At 28.6% G+C, this 24,884-nt stretch carries 25 protein-coding genes, 1 pseudogene and 1 other annotated feature; of the genes and pseudogenes, 3 read left to right on the forward strand and 23 right to left on the reverse strand.

Annotated features, from left to right (window positions below; genetic code table 11):
• Positions 1–113: 113 nt before the first annotated feature.
• The 16 genes and pseudogenes from CLPUN_RS06320 to CLPUN_RS06390 form a co-directional block, all read right to left on the reverse strand.
• Positions 114–992: a ComEC/Rec2 family competence protein gene (locus tag CLPUN_RS06320; RefSeq protein ID WP_077846473.1), complete on the reverse strand. Its 879-nt coding sequence runs from the start codon at positions 990–992 to the stop codon at positions 114–116.
• Between the two features lie 413 nt (positions 993–1,405).
• A pseudogene (locus CLPUN_RS29565) lies at positions 1,406–1,953 on the reverse strand (class I tRNA ligase family protein); the annotation flags it as partial.
• A gap of 463 nt (positions 1,954–2,416) precedes the next feature.
• Positions 2,417–2,545, reverse strand: a complete 129-nt coding sequence (locus CLPUN_RS29125; protein WP_278281605.1) for a hypothetical protein — start codon at positions 2,543–2,545, stop codon at positions 2,417–2,419.
• 120 nt (positions 2,546–2,665) lie between these two features.
• Complete coding sequence (locus CLPUN_RS06330; protein ID WP_077846474.1) at positions 2,666–2,821, reverse strand: zinc-ribbon domain-containing protein; 156 nt, start codon at positions 2,819–2,821, stop codon at positions 2,666–2,668.
• A gap of 139 nt (positions 2,822–2,960) precedes the next feature.
• On the reverse strand, positions 2,961–3,242 hold the full coding sequence (locus CLPUN_RS06335; protein ID WP_077846475.1) for a hypothetical protein: 282 nt from the start codon (positions 3,240–3,242) through the stop codon (positions 2,961–2,963).
• A gap of 93 nt (positions 3,243–3,335) precedes the next feature.
• On the reverse strand, positions 3,336–4,349 hold the full coding sequence (locus CLPUN_RS06340; RefSeq protein ID WP_077846476.1) for an ATP-binding protein: 1,014 nt from the start codon (positions 4,347–4,349) through the stop codon (positions 3,336–3,338).
• Positions 4,346–5,017: a response regulator transcription factor gene (locus tag CLPUN_RS06345; RefSeq protein WP_077846477.1), complete on the reverse strand. Its 672-nt coding sequence runs from the start codon at positions 5,015–5,017 to the stop codon at positions 4,346–4,348. The genes CLPUN_RS06340 and CLPUN_RS06345 overlap by 4 nt, the downstream gene beginning before the upstream one ends.
• A gap of 344 nt (positions 5,018–5,361) precedes the next feature.
• Entirely contained in the window at positions 5,362–5,994 is a 633-nt protein-coding gene (locus CLPUN_RS06350; protein ID WP_077846478.1) for an amino acid ABC transporter permease, read from the reverse strand.
• Between the two features lie 2 nt (positions 5,995–5,996).
• Complete coding sequence (locus CLPUN_RS06355) at positions 5,997–6,725, reverse strand: amino acid ABC transporter permease (protein WP_077846479.1); 729 nt, start codon at positions 6,723–6,725, stop codon at positions 5,997–5,999.
• Positions 6,725–7,540: a transporter substrate-binding domain-containing protein gene (locus CLPUN_RS06360; protein WP_077846480.1), complete on the reverse strand. Its 816-nt coding sequence runs from the start codon at positions 7,538–7,540 to the stop codon at positions 6,725–6,727. The genes CLPUN_RS06355 and CLPUN_RS06360 overlap by 1 nt, the downstream gene beginning before the upstream one ends.
• 27 nt (positions 7,541–7,567) lie before the next feature.
• Entirely contained in the window at positions 7,568–8,290 is a 723-nt protein-coding gene (locus CLPUN_RS06365; protein ID WP_077846481.1) for an amino acid ABC transporter ATP-binding protein, read from the reverse strand.
• Positions 8,291–8,389: 99 nt separating this feature from the next.
• Complete coding sequence (locus tag CLPUN_RS06370) at positions 8,390–10,066, reverse strand: acetolactate synthase large subunit (RefSeq protein WP_077846482.1); 1,677 nt, start codon at positions 10,064–10,066, stop codon at positions 8,390–8,392.
• A 286-nt stretch (positions 10,067–10,352) separates the two neighbouring features.
• The gene (locus CLPUN_RS06375; RefSeq protein WP_077846483.1) at positions 10,353–11,231 is read right to left on the reverse strand and encodes a response regulator; all 879 of its coding nucleotides are present in this window, start codon (positions 11,229–11,231) and stop codon (positions 10,353–10,355) included.
• A gap of 16 nt (positions 11,232–11,247) precedes the next feature.
• The gene (locus CLPUN_RS06380) at positions 11,248–12,513 is read right to left on the reverse strand and encodes an ATP-binding protein (protein ID WP_077846484.1); all 1,266 of its coding nucleotides are present in this window, start codon (positions 12,511–12,513) and stop codon (positions 11,248–11,250) included.
• Entirely contained in the window at positions 12,510–12,722 is a 213-nt protein-coding gene (locus CLPUN_RS27995; RefSeq protein WP_077846485.1) for a carboxymuconolactone decarboxylase family protein, read from the reverse strand. Before CLPUN_RS27995 ends, CLPUN_RS06380 begins: the two co-directional genes overlap by 4 nt.
• On the reverse strand, positions 12,706–13,089 hold the full coding sequence (locus tag CLPUN_RS06390) for a MerR family transcriptional regulator (protein WP_077846486.1): 384 nt from the start codon (positions 13,087–13,089) through the stop codon (positions 12,706–12,708). Before CLPUN_RS06390 ends, CLPUN_RS27995 begins: the two co-directional genes overlap by 17 nt.
• Positions 13,090–13,232: 143 nt before the next feature.
• Between CLPUN_RS06390 and CLPUN_RS06395 the strand changes: the two genes are divergently transcribed.
• A complete protein-coding gene (locus tag CLPUN_RS06395) occupies positions 13,233–13,868 on the forward strand; it encodes a glycosyltransferase (RefSeq protein WP_077846487.1) in 636 nt (211 codons plus the stop codon).
• A 164-nt stretch (positions 13,869–14,032) separates the two neighbouring features.
• On the opposite strand, the gene CLPUN_RS29130 is transcribed toward CLPUN_RS06395, so the two are convergent.
• The 3 genes from CLPUN_RS29130 to CLPUN_RS06405 all read right to left on the reverse strand — a co-directional run bounded on the left by CLPUN_RS29130 (position 14,033) and on the right by CLPUN_RS06405 (position 17,676).
• On the reverse strand, positions 14,033–14,155 hold the full coding sequence (locus CLPUN_RS29130) for a hypothetical protein (RefSeq protein WP_278281606.1): 123 nt from the start codon (positions 14,153–14,155) through the stop codon (positions 14,033–14,035).
• Positions 14,156–14,215: 60 nt separating this feature from the next.
• The gene (gene thrS, locus CLPUN_RS06400; protein WP_077846488.1) at positions 14,216–16,123 is read right to left on the reverse strand and encodes a threonine--tRNA ligase; all 1,908 of its coding nucleotides are present in this window, start codon (positions 16,121–16,123) and stop codon (positions 14,216–14,218) included.
• A 61-nt stretch (positions 16,124–16,184) separates the two neighbouring features.
• Positions 16,185–16,415: a binding site (T-box leader), on the reverse strand.
• A gap of 400 nt (positions 16,416–16,815) precedes the next feature.
• Positions 16,816–17,676 (reverse strand): AraC family transcriptional regulator, encoded by an 861-nt coding sequence (locus CLPUN_RS06405; protein WP_077846489.1) that lies wholly within the window; start codon positions 17,674–17,676, stop codon positions 16,816–16,818.
• Between the two features lie 523 nt (positions 17,677–18,199).
• Between CLPUN_RS06405 and uxuA the strand changes: the two genes are divergently transcribed.
• Both uxuA and CLPUN_RS06415 read left to right on the forward strand, forming a co-directional pair.
• Positions 18,200–19,255 (forward strand): mannonate dehydratase, encoded by a 1,056-nt coding sequence (gene uxuA / locus CLPUN_RS06410; RefSeq protein ID WP_077846490.1) that lies wholly within the window; start codon positions 18,200–18,202, stop codon positions 19,253–19,255.
• A 1-nt stretch (position 19,256) separates the two neighbouring features.
• Positions 19,257–20,114 (forward strand): SDR family oxidoreductase, encoded by an 858-nt coding sequence (locus CLPUN_RS06415; protein WP_077846491.1) that lies wholly within the window; start codon positions 19,257–19,259, stop codon positions 20,112–20,114.
• 111 nt (positions 20,115–20,225) lie between these two features.
• Here the strand turns inward: CLPUN_RS06415 and CLPUN_RS06420 are convergent, their stop codons facing one another.
• The 4 genes from CLPUN_RS06420 to CLPUN_RS06435 all read right to left on the reverse strand — a co-directional run bounded on the left by CLPUN_RS06420 (position 20,226) and on the right by CLPUN_RS06435 (position 24,690).
• On the reverse strand, positions 20,226–22,511 hold the full coding sequence (locus CLPUN_RS06420; protein WP_077846492.1) for a glycoside hydrolase family 2 protein: 2,286 nt from the start codon (positions 22,509–22,511) through the stop codon (positions 20,226–20,228).
• Between the two features lie 156 nt (positions 22,512–22,667).
• A complete protein-coding gene (locus CLPUN_RS06425; protein WP_077846493.1) occupies positions 22,668–23,936 on the reverse strand; it encodes a PTS sugar transporter subunit IIC in 1,269 nt (422 codons plus the stop codon).
• Between the two features lie 44 nt (positions 23,937–23,980).
• Positions 23,981–24,286, reverse strand: a complete 306-nt coding sequence (locus CLPUN_RS06430) for a PTS sugar transporter subunit IIB (RefSeq protein ID WP_077846494.1) — start codon at positions 24,284–24,286, stop codon at positions 23,981–23,983.
• A gap of 86 nt (positions 24,287–24,372) precedes the next feature.
• Entirely contained in the window at positions 24,373–24,690 is a 318-nt protein-coding gene (locus CLPUN_RS06435) for a PTS sugar transporter subunit IIA (protein ID WP_077846495.1), read from the reverse strand.
• Positions 24,691–24,884 lie beyond the last annotated feature (194 nt).

The following is a 24,884-nucleotide window of genomic DNA, read 5'->3' on the forward strand; positions in this document are numbered from 1 at the left end:
GTTTGCTAATTAAACCTATTACAAATGAAAGTATTTATAAAATCAATTCAAAGCTTTTCTTAAACAACCAAAAACAGTAGTAAAATAATTCTACTACTGTTTACATCTTTATCCTATTTTTTCTTTGCAGTTCCTGGAACATCAGAAGCTTTATCCACAGGCTTTACATTAAAAGAAATTTCCTTTCCATTACTTGTAGCTATTATTGTACCGTTTAAATCTGTTCTAAACACACTAATATTCTTACTATTAATTTTAGTTAAAGTCTCTTTATGTGGATGACCATAATCATTATCTTTTTCACAACTTATTACTGCATATTTAGGATTTACCTTATCTAAAAATCCTTGAGTTGTTGAAGAACGACTTCCATGATGCCCTACCTTAAGGACATCAGCTTTAATATCTAATTGCTTTTGCAATATTTCACCTTCACTTACATCTTCTGCATCTCCCATGAATATAAATGAATTATTTCCATACTTTAATTTAACCACTATAGAATAATTATTTAAATCTTCATAGTTTTCACTACTAGGTGCTAAAAACGTTAATGTAGCATTTTCTATAGTAATTTCTTCTCCGACCTTTGGCACTGTCATCTTTAAATTCTTTGCTTTTAAAGCTTTTACCATATTTTCAAATGTCTTTGTTGTTGCAGTTGCCTTAGGTGCATAGAAAGTTCCAATATCAAAAGCTTTTATAACATCATCCATACTGCCAATATGATCCTCATGTGGATGTGTGGCAATTGCATAATCAATTTTCTTAATTCCTATAGCTTTAAGATAATCTAAAGCTTTTTTATCAGAAGTACCTGCGTCTATTAGAATATTTTTATCTCCAATTTGAATTAATTCACTATCTCCTTGCCCAACATCTATATAATGAATTTTTATATTTTCTGTTGTTACTGGTTTTGCACATGAAAATAAAAACATTGAAAATAATGCAGTTATTAGTATACTTAATGCTTTTTTAGTTTTTTTCATTATTACTATCCCCTCTCTAAGAACAATTGTATAATATTAGAGAATTTTGTCAAATATGCGCAAAATAAAAGGTTATTGTAAAATAATAAATATATCATTTTACAATAATCTTTTAATAATTTCTAATTATTTTTAAACATTGTTTGTATAATTCATAAACATAAACATCGCAAAAATGTATTAATTTGTAATTTGACTTTCATGCTTTTTAAAGAAGTCAATTCTAGGTTCTAAATATTTAAGTTTATGTGTACTTAAATCTTCCACAAATGTATCTATTGATTTAAAAATGTAATCCCAACTCCAAATTTGTTCATTTACATTTAGATATTCCCTTACCATTTCGCAACTACTTGGAACAATAGGATGAATTAAAGTAATTGAAGTTCTTACAGCATGAAATGCATGTATAAAGATATATACGGCTTCTTTGGTTCATCAATAATTGTATACTTCGGTAACTTATCATTTAAATCTGAAATATCTTTTAATTGCTTACGTTTTACATATATAATTGGCAGCTTCAAAAATTCTTCAATTGTGTTTAATGAGTATTTACGCCAATTAGAATGCATTTTTAGGTAATTTACTCTTTCATTTAATATTTCATTATATTTATCTAATTCCAAATACCAATTTATTACATTTCGTATTTCTCTAATACATCTTTTTGTTTTTCATGATTTTCACGGACATAATCCTCTATAGTTCCTTCATAATTATTTTCATCTACAAGTTTTCTATATTTTACTGATATAGCTGATCCATAACAATCGGTTCCTGATACAAATATAACATTTTCATGTCCAATTCTATCTCTTAAAAACCTTGCAAAAGTATCTGCATGCACAAACATCCCACCAGCATGACCAAAGTGTAATTCTTTATTTCCATACGGCATACCTGCGGTTATAACAGCTTTTTTAGGAAATATAGGTCGTTTCAGTTTCCATTCTTCCATAACCAACACTCCTCAAAATATACATATCTAAAAAAGCGCAACTAAAAACTTAAAAGCAGCTTTGTTGCTGTCTCATTCGAATTTTAAATTGTCATCTTTTTCATCTAACGCTAATTTTTCGTCAACCTTTCATATCATAAAAATTTTATAACTGATTTATATATTAAAAAAACGTATAAAAAAAAACACCTCCTACAATAATTTGTAGGGGCGAATTTATATCGCGGTACCACCCTATTTCATCAGTATGTCTCCATACTAACCTTATCAAGTACAAATTATACTTTAGTTCTGTAACGTGAACAAACGTCATAGTATCACTTATTCATTAATATATATTCATAAAATAACATTTAGCTTGATATACTGTTTATGTTATACTTCACTAGCATTTTCACTAAGCAGCTCCATTGATGCAACAATTTTTCTTCACTTAATAACTCGACTTTACATCATTAGCTGGTTATTTTATTAATATGTTTAAATAAGATCCGTATGCAGCTCCAAGACTTGTTTCGTTAAAATTTCCACTGTTCCATTTCAGCAACAGGAACTCTCTGTAAGCTTCTAAAATAACTACTCTTCTCTTCATTGCCTTTATTTCCCAAAAGTATATTAAATAATCAAATTTTTGTCAAGCAGAAATTTAAATTATTTTTTTGCATAAAAAAGAGTTATAATAAAAATATTATAACTCTTGAAATAACTAAAATTATCTTCTGTTATTTTGTTGCTTTCTAGCTCTTCTACAATCAGCACATCTTACTGGGTCATTTTCAAAACCTTTTTCTTTGTAGAATTCTTGTTCTCCAACTGTGAATATGAATTCATTTCCACAATCTTTACATACTAAAGTTTTATCTTCCATTACTAAATTCCTCCTTTTATTCCAAAGATTAATTTCGATCCATATAATTCTCTAAAAGGAGAAATGTACTTATCTATTAAAAACCTTTTTTATTACAATATTTATTATAGCACATACAAAATAAATTGCAAGCATTTTATTACTCATTTTTTTCTTTTTCCAAGTTTTCTCTAAATTCTTTTCTTGCATCTTCTAAAATACCTGGTGCATGTTCTCTTATATATTTTAATTCATCTGAACTAACACTTTCTCCACGTGATATTTTAACAGCTATCGCATATACATCATAATACTTTTCATTTTTTATTTTATGCATATTTATAAGTGCACGAAAATTTTGCTTTTCCTTTTTATCAACTAATTTTTGACGTGCTTTCTTAATGTTTTTTTTATTTATTTTATTATAAACTTCAATATTCATTCCACATCCTCCCTTAATTGCAACTTATTATTTTTATCGTATTATTTTATACAATATTTAGGAGTTGTATAAAAATAGAAATGAAATTATATATTATTTTAAGTTTGTGAAATTCCCTAAAGGAAAAATTATATTAACCTTTGTTCCTTGGTTTTCTATAGAACTTAATGATATTCCAAGTCCTAATTTTTCACAAAGTTTTTTACATAAATAAAGACCTATGCCTGTAGATTTACCATATTTCCTTCCATTAGATCCGGTAAACCCCTTATCAAAAACCCTATTTACATCCTTTTGAGAAATTCCTATTCCATTATCTTCAATAGTTACTATTATATTATCTGTACCTTCTGTTGTATAAATATTTAAAATAGCGTTACTATCCTTGCTATATTTTATAGAATTAATAATAATCTGATTAATAATAAATTTAACCCATTTAATATCAGTTATTACCTTCCCTGAAACCTCTTCAATATTAACTGCAATTTTTTTATTTATAAAATCACGTCTATTATTTCTGATAATTTCCTTAACAGCTTCCTTTACTTCAAATTCTCTTACTATATAATCATTGCTTACATCTGTACTTCTTGAATAATACAAAGCCTGACTTATATACTCCTCAATTTTTCTAAGCTCATCTCCTAAAACGTTTTTTTCTTTGCTTTCGCTGTTTTCTATAATTAGTCTTGAAGATGATATTGGAGTTTTTATTTCATGAACCCAAGTTTCAATATATTCTCTATATTCTCTTTGAAGATTTTTATAAAAATTAACATGCTCATGCATATTTCTATTACAATCACTTAACGCATCATAAATAATTTTTCCTTCATAATAATTAGGACGTTTTATTACTTCAGGTAATAAATACTTTTTATCTAATTTATCAATTATTCCTGTAATATCGTCATAAAATCTTTTCTTTGCTACAAAATCCATTATCATATAAATTATCAAAGGAGAAAACCAAATAATAAAAATTATAAACATTATTAATGAAGGCATCGTTGCTATGCTCATCAAAACTAAAATTAATAGGTATATTATTAAATTGATTATTATATATGGTGCTTTTGAAAGAAAGTACTCTTTTATCTTCATAATAGTATGTACCCCAATCCCCTCTTTGTCTCTATTCCATCTTTAAAGCCTATTTCCTGAAGCTTCTTTCTAAGCCTAGTTACATTTACTGATAATGTATTATCATCAACATAAAGATCTGAATTCCACAAATAATCCATTAAATCCTCTCTACTAACTATGCATTCTCTATTTTTCATAAGACAATGCAGTATTTTAAGTTCATTTTTAGTAAGATCAACTTTACTTTCACTAAAACTTATGCTTCCATTAGTGATATTAAGCTTTAATCCTTTATGTTCCACTATTTCATAATCTAAATTATTTCCCGATGTTCTTCGAAGTACCGCTGTTATCCTTGCAAGAAGTATTTGAGTATTATAAGGCTTGGTTACAAAATCATCTGCACCAAGATTCATGCTCATAATTTCATCCATTTCACTATCTCTGCTTGTAACAATTATTATAGGGATATCCTTTTCTTTTCTAATTTCTCTACATATATAATATCCATCGTAATATGGAAGATTTATGTCAAGCAAAATCAAATCTGGTTGATCCCTTAATGCTATTCTCACTATATTTTCAAAATCTGTTGGAGCATAAGCTTCATATCCATAACGCATTAAAATTTCAATAAGTTCTTTTTTAATATTTTCACTATCTTCTATTATCATAATTTTTGACATATAAATCTCCTTTAAAACTATTATTCAATATTTCCCTTTCTATTAATAAAAGAGTATTTTATATATTCCCTTCTTCTCTCCATTCTAATCTACTCCTACAACTTTATATCATTAATTATATATTATTCTTTTGGAATTACAAATGATGGCTCTAAAATTTTATCAACCTTCTGAGCAAATTCTTCATCAGAAGTTTCATCGTCTATTTTTTTGATAAAATCACTTTTACTGAATTTCCTATATTGTTTATTACATTATAGATGCAAAAAACACCTAACTTATCAAAATAAATAAAAGAGTAAAAGTTAATATTTTGTTAATTTAACTTTTACTCTTCTAATTGTTTAATACTCAGTCTTAATAGTTCTAACACCACATGATATTGTAAAATTAATTATAAAATACATTCCAGCTAAAGCTCCAAATAATAAAAATATTTGAAATGATGTAGCAAAGCTTCCCATAAGAATCATACCTTTTCCTGTAAATTCTTCAATGCCAACTGCCCATAAAAATGAGGTGTCTTTTATTACGGTAACTGCTTGTGACAAAAATGTTGGGATACAACGTCTAAAGCTTTGTGGTAATATTATATATCTTAATGTTTGAAACTTCGAAAAACCTTGTGAATAAGCTGCTTCATATTGCCCTCTACTTACCGAATTCATTCCACCTCTAAATATTTCAGCCATAATAGCTGAAGTAAATAGTGTAAAAGATAAAATTCCTGAATACATAGGTCTTATTGGCACTAAAAATCTAATAGATAATATCCATAATAATAATGGAGTGTTTCTAAAGATTTCTATATATATTGTCGCAAATCTAGCAAATATACCTTTAGAAAAATTTCTTAATATGGCAAGGATTGTTCCAAAAAACATACTTAATACAATTGATATAAGCGCTATAGTTAAAGTCAATTTCATTCCTTCTAAAAGAAATATCATATTAGCTTGATTAAATACCATTGACATTATTATAGCCCCCCTTCTGTTGCAATAACCTGACCTTTTATAGAATCCTCAATATTAATTGATACTTTATTTTTTTCTTTTAATTCAAGTTTTCTTGCAAACATTGCTAGTGGATAGCAAAGAAGGAAATAAAAAATTCCAGTTACAACATATGCAGGTCCATAATACATATTTGCGCTTGACCATGAGTCAGCTGTATACATTAAATCTCCTCCTGCAATCATTGCTAATATTGAAGTATTTTTTATTAAATTTACCAATTGATTTGCAAGTGGTGGTATTATTATCTTTACCGTTTGAGGCAATATTACATATCTCATAGTTTGAATATGTGAAAAGCCTTGTGACTTTGCAGCTTCAAATTGCCCTTTTGCTATTGATGTTATACCAGTCCTTACAACTTCTGATATATATGCACCATGATATACTCCAACTCCAAGTACTCCAATTAAAAATACAGGTAATACAATTTTGACATATGGTAATCCATTAAATAAGAAGAATACTTGAATTACAAGTGGTGTATTTTGAATTACTTCCACATATATTCTGCTTATAATTTTAAAAATTTTAATTTTACTTGTAGAAAGTATACCAAATATAATTCCTAATATTAGTGCAAGAATAAGCCCTAATATTGAAACTTCAAGTGTTGTTAAAAATCCCTCAAGAAATATGCTAAAGTCTTTGAAAACCGCTTCCCATTTAAATATTGAAAAAGGTCCATTCATTACTTAATTTCCCACTTTGCAATTAATTTATCAATCTCACCTGAAGATTTCATTTCACTTATTACTCCATTTATAACTTTAGCAAGTTCAGTATTGTCTTTTTTACTTGCAATACCATATTCTTGAGGATTGTATCTATCATTTAATATTACTGTTGAATCATCAACATATCCATTTAAAATGGATGCATCTACTGCAAAACAATCAATTCTTCCTGAATCTAATGCTGCTTTAAGTTCTGGATATCCACCAAGTTCGGAGAATTTTAGTGTTATTCCTTGCTTACCAGCTTCATCTTGCAGTGCAGCTTTAGTTGTTGCACTTTGAGCTACACCAATTGTCTTATTATTTAAATCTTTAAGTGATGATACTCCAAGACTCTTTTTAACAAGCAATCCAACTCCATCTTTCATATATGCGTCTGAAAAATTATAACTCTTCTTTCTTTCCTCTGTTATTGTAAATGTAGCTACAACCATATCTATTTCTCCGTTATCAAGAAGTGGACCTCTTGTTTTAGCTGTTACCCCTTGAAATTCAACCTTATTTTCATCCCCTAATATTTTCTTTGCTATTGCTTTAGATAAATCAATTTCAAAACCTTCTATTTGTCCAGTTTTGGGATTTTTATAACCATACTTAGGTACATCAACCTTTACTCCAACCTTTAACACTCCTCTATCCTTTATAGCTTGTATTTCTTTTGCCTCACTATCATTTGATGTACTGCCTCCTGTTTGTTTCGTTGCTCCGCAGCCTGTCATCGTTATACAAATACCTAATCCTAATGCTAAAAATACTTTTTTCATTTTCATAATATAATTCCCCCTATTTATAATTTTTTATCTTATAACTTTATTTAAAAAGCTTTTTGTCCTATTGTTCTTTGGATTTAGAAAGAAATCTTTGGGAGAGCCTTCCTCAATTATTTGACCTCCATCTATAAATACAATTCTATCCGCAACTTGTTTTGCAAATCCCATTTCATGAGTTACAACCACCATTGTTATATTTTCTTTTGACAATCCAACTAAAACATCTAATACTTCTTGAATCATTTCAGGGTCTAGCGCTGATGTAGGTTCATCAAATAACATTATTTTAGGATGCATGTTTAATGCCCTTGCAATAGCTACTCTTTGTTGCTGCCCTCCTGATAATTGACTTGGATAAGCATCTGCCTTTTCTTTTAAACCTACTCTTTCTAAATACTTTAAACCAGATTCTTCTGCCTCTTTTTTACTTACATTTTGCAGCTTTATTGGTGCTAGTGTAAGGTTTTCTAACACAGTCATATGTGGATATAAATTAAACTGTTGAAAAACCATTGCAGTAGACTGTCTAACCTTGGCTAAATTTTTCTTTAAATTCAAATCATATTCATCTACAGTAACCTTCCCTGAAGTAGGCTCTTCTAAATAATTCATACATCTTATAAGGGTTGATTTTCCTGAGCCACTTGGGCCAATTACTACTAATTTTTCGCCTTCATTAACTGTTAAATCTACATTTTTCAAAACATGAACATCACCAAAATTTTTAACTACATTTTCTAACTTTATCATTTATGTCCCTCCCCTTTAATATAAAAAAAGAGACTATACAATAGAAATTCTTACTATTATATAGCCTCTTTGCTATATTTCTAATTTTAATTATTATTCTTATAAGTTTTCATATATTTCTTTTAAATGTTCAGTCAATTTTACATTTTCATCATAATCAACTCTACAATCAATAACTACTGGTACTGTTTGTTTAAACGCTTCTTTTAATGTTGGAATTAAATCTTCTGCTTTTTCAATGCTATATCCCTTCGCATTCATACTCTCTGCTAATTTTACAAAATCAGGATTTGTAAAATCCACATAGCAACTTTTCCCGTAATGATCTATTTGTTTCCACTTAATAAGACCATAGTTACTATCATTAAATATCAATGTTACAAATGGTGTTCCAATACGAACTGCTGTTTCAATTTCTTGACTATTCATCATAAAACCACCATCACCAGTAATTGTTAAAACATTTTTATCTGGATTAATCAATTTTGCTGCAATTGCGCCTGGTACACCAATTCCCATGGTTGCAAATCCATTAGATATTATGCATGTATTTGGTTTATAGCACTCATAATGACGAGCAATCCACATTTTATGTGCACCAACATCCGAAATAACTATATCATCTGGCTTCATTACCTTTCTAATATCAGCTAAAATCTTTTGCGGTTTCATAGGAAATGATATATCCTCAAAATAGCCTGCAAACTCTGCCATAATCTTTTTCTTTATAGCTAAGGCACATTCTGGCTCTTTTTTCGCTGTAGTTCTTCTTTCTATATTTAATAGAGATTCTGAAATATCACCAACTACTTCTACCTTTGTTTGGTATAATTTATTAATATGCGCAGGTCTATTATCAATATGTATAATTTCTATATTACCATGTGGATTCCATTTTGATGGAGCATATTCTACAATATCATAACCAACTGCTATTACAAGATCAGCTTTTTCAATTACTTTATTTACATAATCTTTTTGTGGAATGCCAATAGTAGATATAAAATAAGGATTATCACAAGGTATAATTCCCTTTGACATCATTGTTACTACTACAGGAATCTTTAAATCAGTTGCAAATTTAGTTAAAGCTTCACTTGCATATCCTCTTACTGCACTGCTTCCTGCTAGTATTACTGGATTTTTTGCTTTAAATATTTCTGCTGCTGCTTCTTCAATTGTTTCAAGTTCTGCAAATTCTTTTGGCGGTATCTTTTTCATCAAAGGTCTTTCATTTGAATCAACAGGCATTTTAGCTATATTTACAGGCAAATCTATATGACATGCTCCTGGTTTTTCACTTTCTGCATATTTAAATGCAATGCGAACAATTTCATTTACTGTATTAGGACGTACTATCATCTTTGTCCTCTTTGTAATTGGCTCAAACATTTTACACAAATCTAAAAATTGATGAGATGTAATATGCATTCTTTCTGTACCTACTTGTCCTGTAATGGCAATAAGTGGTGCCCCATCACTATGCGCATCTGCAACACCAGTCACTAAATTTGTTGCCCCTGGTCCAAGTGTAGCTAAACAAACACCTGCTTTTCCAGTTAATCTGCCATATACATCAGCCATGAACGCAGCCCCCTGTTCATGTCTAGTTGTAATAAATTCAATAGAAGAATCATATACTGCATTCATGACCTCTAAATTTTCTTCCCCTGGAATACCAAATATATATTTAACCCCTTCTTCTTCTAAGCATTTAACTAGAAGCTGGGCAGTATTCAAACTTACTTGTCCTATTTCACAACTTTTTTTATCCATCGTTTTTCTCCATTTCTAACTAATAATTTCTACCACATGAGCTTTTACTTTATAATAAAATGTCTACGCTACAATTACTTTGTGGTAAAATTCTTTCAATTTAATATTCTCAAAAATTTTATATAACCAACTTTTTATTTTTCTAGGTATAAAAAAAGAGCCTTGGCATATATGCCAAAGCTCCGTTGCTTTCTAAACATTAAACAAATTATATATATTATCATTACTATAGTCAATAAATTTTATTATTTTGTGTTTTCTGTAGTTTTTTGTAGCTTGTACATTTTTACTTTGTCATTTTAATTAATATACCTTCAATAAATTTTTTAGTATTTATCTTCCCTTGACTTCCTGACGAATTTTTTAAATATTTCATCTCTTGTTCCACTTGTTTAATTTCAAAAAGAGATGATGCATATTCCTTATATATAATATTCTCTGTATCATTTATACCTAAATCAGCTACTGAAGTCATAGCTTTATTAATTGTTCTTCTAATACGTTGTTCCATTGATCTAAAATTAATCAATGCTAACGAATCACCATATAACCTTTTTGAAACCTCCATATAAATTTCTTTTAGCTGATATGGTCTTGATGGATTCATTTGCTTTTTATTGATTATTTCTAATATTACAAGTTTTAGTTCATCAACTCCAGCTGTCCCTACAATATTTATATCAGAAAAAATTTGTATTAATTTTTCTTCTAGAGAATATTTTACTTCCTTTTTTGCATCTTTAACTTTCTCTTGAAGAACTACACTTTTAATCATTGAAATAGATTTTTCTAATTCAACTTGCTTTTTTACATTGCTAATTACACTTACAGTCTCAATCATATTAATAGGCTTGTTCAAATAAAAAAGTATTCCACTTTTATAAGCATTGGAAATCATTTCTACTTCTTCAACTTGAGATAACATTATAATTTTACCATTATATCCATTGTTAACAGTGTTCTTCACAATTTCAATACCATCTACCTCTGGTAATAACAAATCAATCAAAACAATATCTGGATTTAATTCTACAATAATGTCTTGTGCCTCTTTTCCTGTCGTCAATATTGATATTACCTTTCCTAATTGATTATTTTTGATTGTTTGCTCCAAAATTTTGCATATTGCTATATCATCATCAATAATTATAAATGTTATTTCCATAAAACCCCCTTAATCATTAACGGTTTTCTAATTTTAAAATTGGTATTTTAACTATGAATTCTGTACCTTGGTTAATACTGCTTTTTACTTCTATTGTTCCACCTAAATCTTCTATAAGATTTTTCACATGACACAATCCTATTCCTGTAGACATAGCCCCAGTATCATTATTAAATTTAGTTGAAAATCCAACATTAAATATATATGGTAATATATCTTCGTCAATTCCTGTTCCATCATCTGAAACTAAAAGCAATAATTTTTCTTCTGATATTTCTCCAATTACACTTATTATATTTTTACTAATACAAGCTTCAATTGCATTAATAATTAAATTATTTAAAATAGAGAATATATCATAATACCTTTTAATATAATAATCCTTTTCTAATTTAAATTCTATATAAACATTAGCATTAAAACTCTCTATCTGCCTTTTCGTATTATCAGATATTATAGAAAAAATTTCCGAGATAGACATATATTCTGTTTTTTCCACATTTTCTATTAATTGATTAATTCCCTTGAGTACACGATCATTATTTTTACGAATTTCATGAGCATTTTGCGCAATTGCTAATGCTTTAGTTGAAACTTGTGATTTACCTTTAGTCAATTCATATAAATTATATGCGTCTTTCATAACATTATTTAAATCATTAGTAGATTTCTGCAAATAAAATGCTTCAGCATGTATCTTTGAAACCATTAAATTTAATTCTGAATAACGCTTTTGGTGTTCAGCTTTTTTAATATATAATTTTTGATAATTATATATTAAAAAAGCTATACATTGAATAGATGCTCTAATAAATCCAGTAATTAAAATCACCTTTATAGTTGATATAGAAAACATACTTCTGACTAATATCTCTATAATATTACATATTATATCAAAACATATTAAATGAAAAAATAAGTTCACTATGGATTTATTAGCCTTATTCAAAGGAAACATTGTTCCTAGAATTCCATAAGAAATATAAAATATAACTGCTGGAATAAACTGAATTATAAGATCATTGGAATACATATCCGAAGATCTTATTAATCCAATACTACGTATAAATGCAGTAAAAATACCAGCAATTATTCCAATTAAAAATGGATATATTTTTTTACTAATAGAAAATATAAAGCCAATTGCAATAACTCCAAGACTTAAAACGAATTTACTATTAAAAGGATAAATATATATTTGAGCAAAAATACTGATCATAATAGAAAAAAGTATACTATTTTTCAAACAAATTTTAGTTTTAACTTTTAATTTTTCTTTCATTGTGCTATCAGTGATGCTACTACTGCAATTTCTTTTGATTTTAAATCCAGTCCTTCTCTTGAATATATATCACCAAAGCTATATTCTATAATGTATTTTCCTAAGCCTGGACATATATCCTTTAAATTATTTTCTACTTCCAGTCTTGCTTTTCCATCTATCTCAAGTAATTTTTTATATCCTCTTTCAAATCTACTTTCCTTCTCCATTAATCTGTTCCTCCATTTCATTATAAATCCCAATTTTCTTTTTAACATAATTTCTTGCTTCTAATAATTTATCAATTTCTGTATTTATTGTTTCCAAATGCTCCTTCATAATATGTTTTCTTTCTGAAACTGTACAATCTCCCATATGCCTTAATCTTGCATATTCTTTCATCTTATTTATATTCATTCTAGTTTCTCTAAGCCTGTTTATTACGTCAAGCCATTTTAAATCCTGTTCACTATAAACTCTTTTTCCCGATGAGTTTCTTTTTATATCCTTAATAAGTCCAATACTTTCATAATATCTAAGTGTATGAGGTTTTAATTTAGTCAATTTTGACACCCCACTTATTTCTAGTTCTAACATAAACTTCCTCCTAGTAAAAAAAGAATATCACTTAAAGTTCACTTTAAGTCAATAATAAAATTATTTTACTTATTATACCAAGCATACTTTTTTAAGTATAGGAGAAAATTAAATGAATATAAAAATAAGAGAGGTGTACTGTAATGAAAAAAATTTTTAGAACTTTATCATTGTTTATGTTATTTATCACATTTTTACTGCCTGTTAAGGTCTTTGCCATGGACACTGATATTCCCTTAAAGAATTCTATAGTAAATCTTAAGATGGCTGAAAGAAAACTTTGGATTGATCATGTTGGATGGACCCGAAGTTTTATTATTTCTGATTTAGCATCACTTCCTGATAAAGATGTTACTCTTCAAAGATTACTTAAAAATCAAGATGATATTGGTGCTTCAATAAAGCCTTATTATGGAGAAGATGGTGGAAATAAGCTTTCACAACTTTTAAGAGAGCATATTTCACTTGGAGGTCAAGTTGTTGATGCTGCTAAAAGCAATAATAAAGCAGCCTTAGATAAATATAATAATTTATGGTACAAAAATGCAGATGAAATTTCTGACTTTCTGTCTAGTGCAAATAAAAATTTATCTAATTCAGAATTAAAAGATATGTTACATAAACACTTGGATTTAGTCACTGCTCAAGTGGTTGCTAGAATAAATAAAGACTGGAAAGCTGATATTGAAAATTATGATAAAGGTGAAGATCATATGATTAAGTTTGCTGATATAATTTCAAATGGAATTGTTAAGCAATTTCCTGAAAAATTTGCTTAATATATACTTTGGTTTAGGGCTCCTTTAAGAAGCCCTAATTATTATAGTCTAATTTTATGCATTCCTTTATAAGTTCTATTTTTAATAATAATCATCATATACCATAATTTTTTTGTTAATAAATTTCTATCCCTTCTTGTTTAATGCCATAATAAGTTCATTTGCTATTGGAATTGCCTTTGTAAGTATAGCATTAACATTAAATGATTCATAAAAAATTCATTTGAAATATTTAATATAACTTCTCTTATAGGCTGAATTTCATATTTACTTTGACCGTCTATCATCAACTTCTCCTATTTCTGATTACTTCACATAATAGCTACTTTTTCAATAATTACTTTTGTTTATAATTCTTTATTTTTAATTTCCTTACTAATTCTTTCAATCAAATCCTCTAATTTTAAAGTCCCTTCATCTCCATTTTTTCTACTGCGCAATGAAACTTTGTTCTCTTTTTTCTCCTTTTCTCCAATGATAATAATATAAGGAACTCTTTCATTTCTAGCTTCTCTTATTTTATATCCTATCTTTTCATCTTTATAATCTATTTCAATTCTTATTCCATTTATATTCAATTCCTTTTTAATACTGTCACAATAATCATTGAATTTATTTGATATAGGTAGAACTTTTACTTGAACTGGAGCAATCCATGTTGGGAATTTTCCTGCAAAATGTTCAATTAATATACCTATGAATCTTTCTATACTTCCAAATATTACTCTATGAATAACTATTGGTTTATGTTTTTCTCCATCACTTCCAATATAGTCTAATTCAAATCTTTGAGGTAATTGGAAATCTAATTGAATTGTTCCACATTGCCATGTTCTTCCTATGCTATCCTCAAGGTGAAAGTCTATTTTAGGTCCATAAAAGGCTCCATCACCTTCATTAACCTTATAATTTAAGTTCAACTCATCTAATGCACCTTTTAAAGAACTTTCTGCAAACCACCAATCTTCATCACTTCCCATAGAATCCTCTGGTCTTGTAGAAAGTTCAAGGTTATATTTGAATCCAAATTTTGAATATACCTTATCAATAAGATCAATAACTCCTTTTATTTCTGATTTTATTTGATTTGGTAACATAAATATATGAGCATCATCTTGAGTAAACGCTCTTACTCTCATAAGTCCATGTAATGCTCCTGAAAGTTCATGCCTATGAACTCTTCCAAGTTCACCTACTCTCATTGGAAAATCTCTATATGAATGAGCTTCAGATTTATAAACTAACATTCCTCCAGGGCAGTTCATTGGTTTTAATGCAAATTCTTCCTCATCAATCATTGAAGTATACATATTTTCTTTATAATGATACCAATGTCCTGAAGTTTCCCATAACTTTTTATTAAGCATTATTGGTGTTTCAATCTCAACATAACCTGCTTCTGAATGCAGCTTTCTCCAAAAATCAATTAAAGTATTTTTAAGAATTACCCCTTTAGGCAAGAAAAATGGAAATCCTGGACCTTCGTTAGTAAAAGTAAATAATTTCAAATCCTTTCCTAACTTTCTATGATCTCTTTTTTTAGCTTCCTCTAAATTATGCAAATGACTTTCTAATTCTGTTTTATTAGAAAATGCTACACCATATACTCTTTGTAGCATCTTATTCTTCTCATTACCTCTCCAATATGCTCCAGCTACGCTTGTTAATTTAAATGCTTTAACATATTTTGTAGAAGGAATATGAGGACCTCTACAAAGATCAATATAATCTCCCTGCTTATACAAAGATATATCTTCACCTTCTGGTAAATCATTAATAAGCTCTATTTTGTACGTTTCTCCTTTTTCCTCCATTAGCCTTATTGCTTCTTTTCTAGAAACATCAATTTTCTCAAATTTTAAATTTTCATTAATTATATTATTCATTTCTGCTTCAATCTTATTTAAATCTTCAGCACTTAATGGATTTTCAATATCAAAATCATAATAAAATCCATTTTCTATTGAAGGTCCTATAGCAAGTTTTGAATTATTATAAATTCTCTTAACTGCTTGAGCCATAATATGAGAAGTAGAATGTCTAATTACTTCAACTGCTTTTTCATCATCATATGTTAAAATGCTTACCTCATCATTGTCTTTTAGTTTATAATTTAAATCTACTAAGGTACCATTTACTTCTCCTACTATTGCTGATTTAGCTAAATTTTTGCTAATTGAATTTGCAAGATCATAAATATTAGAATCCTCATATATTTCTTTTATTGATCCATCTTTAAGTTTTATACTTATCATAACTTATTACCTCCTTTTACAATATTTTATTAATTTTTATACAAAAAAAGCATTCATCCCAGCTTGGGACGAATGCATAATATCCGTGGTTCCACCCAAATTGAATTAAACTAATTCAATTCTTCTCAAATATTTTAACGACTTCCACCGATGGCATTTTGCTAATTATAGCTAATCAACCATAGCTCCAGGGTAGTTTTTCTCATAGTCATATTTAGAAATGCTTACAGTCGGTGGCATCTCCTCTCTGAAAACTGTAGTCTATAATACTTGTCCCTTTCATTGCTTATTTTATATTAAATTCTAAAGAGTTTTGTGCACTAGCTCTTATTGTGATAAATAATATCACTTTTGTAACATGTTGTAAATAGTTTTTATTATTTTAATAAAATTTACTTATCATATAAGTTTACATTAACAGAGGGATAAAGTAAGCATCTAAGTATATACTATAAATTTTAGTTCTCATATATAATTTTATTATGCTCTAGATCATTTCCTCTGACACCTCTAACTCAAGTTATTTCCTATATTTATACATTAGTAACATATATAAATTAGACTTTTAGCATGAAAATATTATTAATAACCTTTGAAATAACACGTTCTAGATCTTCAGTTTCGCCAGTTGTTAAATCAACTAATTCTATTCCAGCAAAAGTAAATGCAACCATTGGGATAAAACATTTTATTTACTTTTTCAAAGCCTCAAAGAACTGTTTGGGAGTGATTCCATATTCATTTTTAAATGCTCTAAAGAAATTAGAGTAATCACCAAAACCACATTTTTTATACACATCAATAATAGGCATTTCTTGAAGTATTAATTCCTTTGCTTCTATAAGCTTTTTTTGAACTATATATCTATGAATAGTTGTTCCTGTATATTTTTTAAATTCCCTTGAAAGATGAAATTTACTAAGGAAAAAGTATTCAGAAATTTCATCTATAGTAATATCTTCATCTATGCGATTATTAATATATTCTATTATCCTATCAATTAAGTTACTCTTTTTTATCTCTATATTTAACCCAATATCATCGTTAAAAACTGAATTATTTATATGTACTATCAGTTCCGTAATATATGCTTTATAAAGCAATTGTTTGCCTAATCCTTTGTAATTTTCAAGATTAATTAATTTATTAAGAAGTAATCTTATATTCTGCTGTTTTTCAAAATTTAAACTTAAAACATTTTTTTTATTACAATATTCAAAACATAACGACAAATCCGTTTCATCTGTTGAAAGCTTTTTTAAAAATGCTTTATTTATCCAAAGAACTATTCTCTCATACTCTGCATCCTTTGAGTTTATCCTAGCTTGATGAAGTTCCTTTGAATTAATTAAAATTATATTTCCAGGCTTTAAAAAATAGCTTTTTCCTTCAATTAAGTATGTCACATCTCCTGAAATAAAAAAATATAATTCATAAAAATCATGATGATGGAGACTTATTGATTGGATGTCTTTATTTAAATAGTGAAATATTTCATAATCACTTGAAAACATATATTGTCGAGTTAAGTATTTATGTGTTTTATTTTTCATTAGCAATACCTTCTTACTATTATTTTATATCTATAATAGTTTAATAATTTTATCTACATATTATTTTTATGAGCAATCTTTGCAAGTCATATAGCAATAATAACATATTATTTTAACTACATATCATTTATAATTATAGCAATAAACATATTTGTTTTCAACATTGTAAAACACTATGTGACTATATCTCAAACAGTGACCTTAGGCTAGCTGAAAAAGTAGTAAATATCATCTATAATAGCATTGCAAAAAATGCTCCCATTTTTTGAATTTTATTGTTATCTATTTTCTTAATAAATATATGAAAATACGAAATGTTATCTCATTTTATTGATACACTTACAGATTCAAGGGACTTTTATCATAATATAAGTCATAATTATTATTGCAAGAATTTCATGCAGTTTTATTAAAAACTAGCAGATGAAAAAAATTAGAAAATACTTGTATACTGCTTAAAGAAATAACTGAAGTCATCTGTTTTTTAACACTAATGATCATTTAGAATTGGAGGATTAATATTATGAAATTATCATTTAGATGGTATGGAGCTGACGATGCCGTTAAGCTTCAATACATCAGACAAATTCCAAGCATGCACAGTATTGTAACTGCAATTTATGATGTTCCTGTAGGCGAAAAATGGAGCCTAAAAAGCATTCTAACATTAAAAACTGAAGTAGAAAATGTCAGTTTACATTTTGATGTTATAGAAAGTGTTCCAGTACATGAAGACATTAAGCTAGGATTACCCACAAGAGACAAGTACATTGAAAATTATAAAGAAAATATAAGAAGTCTTTCAAAAGCTGGCGTTAAGGTTATATGCTACAATTTCATGCCAGTATTTGATTGGACAAGAACTCAGCTTGATAAAGTTTTAGAAGATGGTTCTACTTCTCTTGTTTATTATAAAGATCAGCTTGAAAAAATGGATCCTCTTACTGGGGAATTATCCCTTCCAGGCTGGGATTCCAGCTATACAAAGGATCAGCTTTCTGATTTATTTAAGCAATACTCAAAGGTAGATGAAGAAGCTTTATGGAGTAATTTAGAATACTTCCTTAAACGGATTATACCTGTTGCTGAACAATGTGATATTAAGATGGCGATTCATCCAGATGATCCACCATATAATATCTTTGGACTTCCAAGAATAATCACAAATGAAAAGAATTTAGATAGATTCTTAAAGTTAGTAGACAGCAAGTACAATGGTTTAACTTTCTGCACAGGCTCTCTTGGATCAGCAAGTTTTAATAATATTGTTAAAATGGTAGATAAATATTCTAGCCAAGGACGTATTCATTTCATGCATGTTAGAAATGTAAAACTTCTTGAAGATGGAAGCTTTGAAGAAAGTGCTCACTACTCACCTTGCGGTTCTTTAGATATCGTTGAAATTATGAAGGTGCTACATAAAAATCACTTTGATGGATACCTTCGTCCTGACCACGGAAGAATGATTTGGGGTGAAACGGGAAGACCTGGATATGGTTTATATGACCGTGCTTTAGGTGCTATGTATATCACTGGAATATGGGAAACTCTTGAAAAAACTAGTAAAGGAGATAAATAAAATGAACTTACCTTCTAATATAGATTTAAATAATAAAGTTGTAGTAATAACTGGTGGTGCCGGAGTGCTTGGAAGCTCTTGGGTTGATGCTTTAACTGAATGTGGTGCAAAGGTAGCAATCCTCGATAGAAGCTTAGAAAGTGCTGAAAGAAAAGCTGCTGAAGTTGTAGCTAATGGTAAAATTGCAATAGGTGTTGAAGCTAATGTACTTGATAAAGCAAGCCTTAAAAAAGCTCATAAAACTATATTAGATAATTTGGGCGCATGTGACATTTTAATAAATGGAGCTGGTGGAAATAATCCTAAAGGAACAACTACTAAAGAATATTTATACGAAGAAGATTTAAAAGAAGAAAACAAAGATATTATAACTTTCTTCGATCTTGATGAAGATGGAATCAGATTTGTATTTGATTTAAACTTCCTTGGAACATTACTTCCATCCCAAGAATTTTCAAGAGATATGATTGGAAGGAAAGGCTGCAGCATTATTAATGTTTCATCAATGAATGCCTTTACTCCTCTTACAAAAATCCCAGCATACTCAGGTGCAAAATCTGCAGTATCAAACTTTACTAAGTGGCTTGCTGTTCATATGTCAAAGGTTGGTATAAGAGTTAATGCTATAGCTCCTGGCTTCTTTGTGACAAAACAAAATGAAGCGCTTCTAAAAAATGCTAATGGAAGCTATACTGAGCGTTCTCACAAAATTTTAAATGCTACTCCTATGGGAAGATTTGGTGAAGCTGAAGAACTTATTGGTGCACTTCTTTTCTTAGTAAATGAAGAAGCTTCAAGCTTTGTAAATGGCATAGTTATTCCAATTGATGGTGGATTCTCTGCTTACTCAGGTGTTTAAATTTACTCGTTAAAATTAATTATATAATTGCCATAATAAATAAAAGGCTTTCCATTTGTAATAAAATGAAAGCCTTTTATTTATAACTCTATACTTAATTTTTCTTATTTTTTATTTCTTTGCTATAACGTTCAATTCTTTATTAATAACACTTAACAATTCTTTAGGTATATTAAATCTCGATCTCTTAGACATACTATCTATAGTCATTAACCCCGTCATAACTTGGAATTGTTGACTTTCAGCTACATCTCCAAAATATTTCTTAAATATAGCTTTTGCCGTCTCATCCTTATAAAGTTCTTCAATTGTATCAAAGGTTGAGTAATAACCTTCTTTAACAGCTACCTCTTGAACATTGGTTAAATCAAACTTTTGAAACCAGTTAGTAACATGTGTTTTTTCTTGTGGCTTTTCAAGAATATAACTTTGATCCACTTCTTTAACATGCTTCAAAATCATTTCATCACTATAAGTATTTCCAGCCTTATCAAAAGATTCTACTTTAATCTTGTTTTCTCCTAGAACTAATTTAACAGCTTCAAATTTCTTCATTGGTTCATTACTATTAATTTCACTTACAAATTCACCATTCACATAAAGCTTAACATAGTCTAAATTTGAAATCACTATTATATCATTTAATTCTTCATGTCTATTTACAAATCTGCTGCCAGCTAATTTAACAAAATTTTCTTTCGACCAATAAGCTTTACATAAATAGAAAGAATCCTTTTTTAATTTTCGATCTATAGTTACTAAGCCTTTTTGATTTCTTCCTTTTTCTCCGCCTTCATTTCTAATCTCACTTCCAAAATCAAACATAGCCCATATATAACCGCCTAAAACAAATTCTCTCTTATTGAAAGTTTTAAGTGCATTATTTTGGAATAAGAGCTGATATTCTTCTGTATAATCTTTTACGGTTGGATTATATGAATGAAGTCTGGGATTAGTATCAACTCCATATTCTGTAACCATAACTGGTGTATTAGGTCTTGATTTATGGAATTCATCCAACCTTGTTGCTAACTCCTGCATTTCCTTATAATACCAACCATAATATAAGTTATATCCTACAAAATCAGTTAATTCATTTAATGGACTTTCATTAACTACAGAATGAATATTAGCTTGTGCTATAAATCTACTTGAATCTAATTTTTTAGCCATAGCTGAAAGTTCTTTTACCATTTCATATATTTGTTCATTTTCTATTGCTATTGTAATTTCATTTTGAACTCCCCAACAATAAATTGAACTATGGTTATAGGCTTGCTTAATTAATCTTTCTAATTGTTCCTTAGCATTTTTATTTTCCTTATCAGAAGTTGTTGGAATACTAATAAACGGAATTTCTGCCCATAATAATATTCCTTCACGATCACAAAGGCTGTAAAAATAATCATTATGTTGATAATGAGCAAGTCTTACAGTATTTGCCCCTATCTCTTTAATGATTGACATATCTAAATCCATATATTCTTTAGTTAACGCATTACCTATACCTGCAAAATCTTGATGACGGCTTACACCATTAAACTTAATAGCTTTACCATTTAAGAATACACCTTTGTCTGGAGTTATTTCTATGGTTCTAAAACCAATATCTATGCTTCGTTTATCACATTGTACTCCTTCACAATATAATTGAGCTTCAAATTTATGCAGATAAGGATTTTCTATCCCTTGCCATAACTTTGGGGTATTTATCTCTTCTACCAATTCAAATTCTGCTTCTTTTAAAACCTCAATATCAATTGTTTTATTAAATACTATCTTATCTTCCTTATCTAATAATTTAAATTCAATTTTTCCAGCTTTAGCTTCATTAAATTCATTTATAATTCTTCCATTTATCTTTAGTTCAAATTTATCTTCTCCAATGCTCTTTTGAGTTAAATATATACCATCTCTACTATTATCCATTAAATCAAAATGAAGAGCATCTGTTGTTATAAGTTTTACTTCACGATATATGCCTCCATAAAATGAAAAATCAGCCATAAGTGGATACACATCATCATGACGACTGTTATCTACTATAATTGAAATTAGGTTTTCTCCACATTTTAAGAAAGGATTTAGAAAAACTCTAAACATTGAAAATCCACATTTACTGCTTCCTGCCAATTGTCCATTAACATATACTCTAGAAACTAAGCTTGCAGCACCTATTTCTAAAAATATAAATTTATTTAATTCAGCATCTGCTATATTTAACTTTCTTTGATAAAAGCATTCCCCTTTAAACATTCCCTCACCGCTTTGCCCATCTATGGCATTAAAGCAATGAGGCAAAGTTATATTGTCACCTTTATCAATTTCTTTTCCTATATAATTCGTGCTATTTTCTTTAGTAAATAACCATTTATCATTCAAATCTATTACTTTCACAATATTATCCTCCATTATACAAAATTAGAAATTCAACCACCACTAAAAAAGTGGTGGTCTTTATTTAAGTTTATTTATATAGATTTTATAGTTTTTAAAAAAAGAGTTCCTTAAATTTAATCTGAGATTAATAACAATTTATACTTGTAAAATCTATTATTGATTTTCTGTTTTTTGCTCTAATTCATAAGCTTCTTTATCTGCTTTTCTAAAGAATGGATACCACACTAATGTTGATAGTCCTACAAGCGCAACTTGTAATACAGCTATCTTCCAGCTTCCTTCCATTAATCCACTGAATATTATTGGCATTCCGCTCATCGGAGTCATTCCTGCAACTCTTGGAACTATTCCTACAGCTGTCAGTAAATAAGCAATGGTTAAATTAATTGCATTCATAAATACAAATGGAATTACAAACTTAAAGTTAAAAACTAGAGGTGTACCAAAAACTAATGGTTCACTAATTCCAAAAAGAGATGGTACTGCAGTTAATTTACCTAAAGTTTTATATTGTTTACTTTTAGCTACAAATAGCATCAGAAGTGCAAAGCCAATCGCACTGGCAGACATTGTATACGTACTCACAAACGCTCTACCTGTTATATTAGGAAGCGCTTCTCCTGCTGAATATGCAGTTAATTGGGCAGCATCCATTGCTGTAAATATTGGAAGTACAACTGAATAAATAACCAACGTTCCATGAATACCAAAAAACCACAGTATTTGTGAAAATGTCCATAAAATTATTATTGATATAATATTTCCACCAACACCTTGTAGCGGAGTTTGGACAAAAGTATATATGAATTGATGCATAGTTTTAAATGAAGTTGCAGCAAAAAGCGCTGCTACAATTAGAAATACAATAATAGCTGCAAATCCAGGAATCAAGCTGCTGAAACTACTAGATACCACTGGAGGTACAGTTGAAGGCATCTTAATAGTAAACCCTTTTTGCTTAATATATATGTATACTCTAGTTGATACCAAACTTATAATAATAGCTGAAAAAATACCAGGTGCACCTAACCATTGCATGGTAAACGTAGTAACTCCTTTATCTGTAGTAAATGGCGTTACTATGAAAAAGCATACTAATGATAACAATGCTGGCACTGCACCATCTTCTTTATACTGTTTTGCATAACTACTTGCTATAGTTACTCCAAAAACTACAGCTAAAAAATTTGTTGAAAACATTATTGCTATATTTAATGCATATGCAATTCCTGTAGCAGCAATAAAACTTTTCCATACAGGTATTTGTAAGTTTAAAAACAATGCGGCAAATGCACCTAAAAGTGTAACTGGCATTGCCACCATCATTCCTCCAGAAACACCATTAGCTAGCTTACTTTTTTGAATCTTATTTAAAATTGGGGAGATTTTTTTAGATATAGCTTTTCCATCAAATTTTGACATATAAAATCCTCCTTTAATAATACTTTCTTAATGTTTTTATTTAATTAATCTAATAATGCAAGTGCATCTTTTAATACTTTTTCACCATTAAGAGTTCCATAATCCATCATATCTATAACTTCTACTTTTATTCCCTTAGGTTCATATTTTTCTTTCATCTCATCTGCTAAATATTCGATTTGTGGACCTAAAAGTAAAACTTCTGTTGGCTCCTCATATTCTTCAAATTTTGATTCTGACATAGCAATAATTTTTGCTTCAATTCCTTGTTTCTCTGCACTTTCCTGCATCCTAGCCATTAAAATACTTGTTGACATACCTGCTGCACATACTAAAGTTATATATCTCATTTCTTCATCCTCCTAAAACTTTGTTATTAATTTTATTTATTCTTGTTATCATTGCTAACTAAATTTATTTTTACTTTATTTAATAATTATTTTCTAAAGGTCTCATACATTGAAATCATTTCTTTAGCTAAATCCCTTACAGTCATAGCATTCATTAAATGATCTTGAGCATGCACCATAAGTAAGCTAATTTCTATTCCTTCTCCAGCAGCTTCCTTTTGAATTAAGTTAGTTTGGAAATTATGAGCTTTATTTAAAGCTTCATTTGCTTCCTTTATTTTTTCTTTCGCTAATTCCAAATCACCTTTTTTTGCTGCTTTAATAGCTTCCATTGATTTACTTCTTGCATTCCCTCCATTTACAACTAATTCCATAACTACTTGATCCATTAATAATGTTTCCATTTCTTCACCTTCTATTTAAATTATTTGATTTGCATCTTAATAATATATATAGCAATCTTCATGCCAACATAAAGATATTAATTAAATTTTTTTATTTTCTTCAATCCTTGTATTTTATCCTTCTCAGCTTAACAAAAAAAAGCTTTCAAAAAGTATTTATGTGCTTTACTTTTTGAAAACCTTTCAAAGCACAT

The sequence above is a fragment of the Clostridium puniceum genome, from assembly GCF_002006345.1.
GTDB lineage: Bacteria > Bacillota > Clostridia > Clostridiales > Clostridiaceae > Clostridium > Clostridium puniceum.